This window comes from Paenibacillus sp. 01L418 (assembly GCF_056400045.1).
Genome location: NZ_JBFTSN010000595.1, coordinates 1 through 3151, shown reverse-complemented (window position 1 = coordinate 3151; position 3151 = coordinate 1). Strand labels below are relative to the sequence as shown.

The window sequence follows — 3151 nt, the reverse complement described above, 5'->3', positions numbered from 1 at the left end:
TCCTATTATGGGGACAACGGGTTTTACGCCTGAACAGATCGTGGAGCTGGACGAGCTTTGCCTCGAAAAAGGAATCGGCGGTTTAATCGCCCCTAACTTCTCCATCGGTGCGATTCTGATGATGAAGTTCGCTGCAGAAGCATCAAAATATTTGCCTCATGTTGAAATTATAGAATATCATGGAGATCAAAAGCTGGATGCACCTTCGGGCACTTCAATAAAAACAGCGGAGTTGATCTCACAAGTGCGTAAAGAGTTCCGTCAGGGCAACCCGAATGAGGAAGAAGTCATTGAAGGTGCGCGCGGCGGCTATTACAACGGATTCCGTATACATAGCGTTAGACTTCCTGGTGTATTTGCTCAACAAGAGGTTGTGTTTGGCGGCCATGGACAAACGCTCAAAATTCGTCATGATTCCTATGATCGCGCAGGCTATATGCCTGGTGTAAACGTGGCTGTGAAGAAGGTAATGACATACAGCGGTTTAATTTACGGATTTGAACATATTATGGATTAGATTATTAGGCAGCAGGAGAGGGGAACCGCATGTTGAATATTGCATTTATTGCGCATGATCGGAAGAAGGAAGAAATCGTTAATTTCGTAATCGCTTATGAGAAAGTATTTGTACCGCATAAGCTATACTCTACTGGCACGACGGGAACACGGATAATGGAACAAACGAACTTGTCCATTCATCGGTTCATGTCAGGCCCGCTCGGCGGCGATCAACAAATAGGTGCGATGGTTGCCCAAAATGAAATGGATTTAATTATCTTCTTACGCGACCCATTAATGGCACAACCTCATGAGCCGGATATTATTGCTTTGCTGCGTTTATGCGATGTACAAGGCATACCGGTTGCTACTAACGTAGCGTCTGCTGAACTGCTGGTTAAAGCACTTGAACGCGGTGATTTTGCATGGCGAGAGCTTGTCCATAAATATAAACCAGGTATTGAATAATGACGACAGAACTCGATATTCTCGTTTTTGGCGCTCATGCGGATGATGCTGAAATTGGAATGGGCGGTACCATCGCCAAACATGTACAAGCTGGCTATAAGGTCGGCATATGTGATTTAACGATGGCAGAGATGTCTTCAAACGGAACGGTTGAGCTGAGGAAACAAGAAGCGGATCAAGCATCCAAAGTGCTTGGACTGCAGACTCGTACTAATTTGGGTTTGCCTGATCGGGGTTTGGAGCCTTCACGCGATCAAATCGAACGTATTGTAGCAGAAATTCGTTATTTTAAGCCGCGGGTTGTATTTGCCCCTTACTGGGTAGATCGTCATCCCGATCATGTGGCTTGCAGTAGATTAATTGAAGAAGCTGTGTTTAACGCCAAGCTGCGCCGCTATATGCCGGAGCTGCCTGCCGTACAGGTATCACAGCTTATTTATTACTATATAAATGATGTGGATCAAGTATCGTTAACCGTTGATATTAGTGATTTTCAAGCAACCAAAAGAAACGCGCTGCTTGCTTACCGTTCACAATTCGATGCGGCAGCAGGCTCCGACCGAGTGGCTACGCCATTAACGAATAATTACATTGAACGAGTAGAAGCACGTGATTCATTGCTTGGACAAGCAAGAGGCTGGGCATATGCAGAGGGTTTCGCAATTAAGCGTCCTCACGCCATACAATATTTTTGACAATTCGTACAGCTCTTGTGTAATACAATAGTTATACGTAACGAACACAGGAGGTGCGACAACAGTGGCGAGAAAATTAAAGATTGGTATTACCTGTTATCCTACCTTGGGCGGATCGGGCGTAGTTGCAACCGAATTAGGTAAATTACTGGCAGAACGTGGTCATGAAATTCATTTTATTACACACAGTATTCCTTTTCGATTAGGACACTTTAATAAAAATATTTTTTATCATGAGGTAGAAGTTAATGATTATTATGTTTTTCGTTACCCGCCTTATGATCTAGCTTTAGCAAGCAAGATGGCACAGGTAGCAAAAATGCAGCAGCTTGACTTGCTTCATGTCCATTATGCGGTGCCTCATGCGGTTTGCGCCTATTTGGCGAAGCAGATGAATGGCGATGGCTTAAAAACGGTCACAACGCTGCATGGCACGGACATAACGGTGCTGGCTCAGGATGAATCGTTAAAAGCTTTAATTCGTCTTGCGATCCATCAAAGCGACGCTGTAACTGCCGTTTCAAAGGATCTGATTCAAGAGACTAGACAACTGCTTGATATTACGACACCAATTGATTTAACCTATAATTTTGTTGATAAACGTGTTTATTATCCACGCGATGCGGTTTCCTTGCGAGCTGATTATGCGGCTCCTAATGAGAAAATTTTGATGCATATATCTAATTTCCGTCCGGTTAAACGGGTTGGGGATGTAGTTGAAATATTTGCTCGCGTTTCCGAGAAGGTTCCTTCGAAACTTCTCTTAGTCGGTGAAGGACCTGAGCTCTCAAAAATTCAATGCCGCATTCGCCAGCTTGGTCTTGAAGACCGTGTCCATTTTCTGGGCAAGCAAGAGGATGTTGCACAAGTCATTTCAATGGCAGATGTGCTGTTGCTTCCATCAGAGAAAGAAAGCTTCGGGCTTGTTGCGCTTGAGGCAATGGCTTGCGGCGTTCCAACTATTGGTTCTAACGCTGGTGGTATTCCGGAGCTTGTTACCCATGGAGAAACTGGATTTTTGTCAGAGATCGGCGATGTCGAAGATATGGCTAAAAATACGGAAAGACTGCTTACGACTGAGAAGCTGCATGAGCAGTTTAAGCAGGCTTGTATGTTTAGAGCAAGAAACGAGTTTTGTAATGACGTAATTACAACACAATATGAGCAGATCTATTATCGGGTACTCGGCATAGAGGCAGATTTGCCAATCGCTGTTTGCAGAGATAGCTAATCATTTCCCCTGCAAGAAGAGGTGTATGACATGCAGCTTTCATTATCAACACCGATCATAGCTGCATTGCCTATCATTGAGCGGCTTCGAGAGCATCATTTCGAAGCCGTTTTTGTGGGAGGCGCAGTTCGTGATACGTATTTAGATATACCAATCAAAGACGTTGATATCGCTACATCTGCTCGTCCAGAGCAGGTGCTTGAGCTGTTTGAGCGATGCATACCAACGGGCTTGCAGCATGGCACGATAACGGTTATAC

The 3151-nt window shown here is 44.5% G+C and carries 4 protein-coding genes and 1 pseudogene; all 5 read left to right on the top strand.

The window, feature by feature from the left end:
- A partial coding sequence (gene dapB / locus AC1DSE_RS33300) for a 4-hydroxy-tetrahydrodipicolinate reductase (protein WP_477528913.1) occupies positions 1 to 517 on the top strand: 517 nt, incomplete at its 5' end.
- A 29-nt stretch (positions 518 to 546) separates the two neighbouring features.
- A complete protein-coding gene (locus AC1DSE_RS33295; RefSeq protein ID WP_339202866.1) occupies positions 547 to 966 on the top strand; it encodes a methylglyoxal synthase in 420 nt (139 codons plus the stop codon).
- Positions 966 to 1661 carry a bacillithiol biosynthesis deacetylase BshB1 gene (gene bshB1 / locus AC1DSE_RS33290; RefSeq protein WP_477509637.1) on the top strand — a complete coding sequence of 232 codons (696 nt, stop codon included), beginning with the start codon at positions 966 to 968 and terminating at the stop codon, positions 1659 to 1661. The genes AC1DSE_RS33295 and bshB1 overlap by 1 nt, the downstream gene beginning before the upstream one ends.
- A gap of 64 nt (positions 1662 to 1725) precedes the next feature.
- The gene (bshA, locus tag AC1DSE_RS33285; protein WP_477509636.1) at positions 1726 to 2892 is read left to right on the top strand and encodes an N-acetyl-alpha-D-glucosaminyl L-malate synthase BshA; all 1167 of its coding nucleotides are present in this window, start codon (positions 1726 to 1728) and stop codon (positions 2890 to 2892) included.
- 30 nt (positions 2893 to 2922) lie between these two features.
- Positions 2923 to 3151 (top strand): annotated as a pseudogene (locus AC1DSE_RS33280) (CCA tRNA nucleotidyltransferase); the annotation flags it as partial.

What these genes read in the sequence shown, in the direction of transcription:
- AC1DSE_RS33295 (WP_339202866.1), top strand. Translation starts at nt 547, where the DNA reads ATGTTGAATATTGCATTTATTGCGCATGATCGGAAGAAGGAAGAAATC.
- bshB1 (WP_477509637.1), top strand. Translation starts at nt 966, where the DNA reads ATGACGACAGAACTCGATATTCTCGTTTTTGGCGCTCATGCGGATGAT.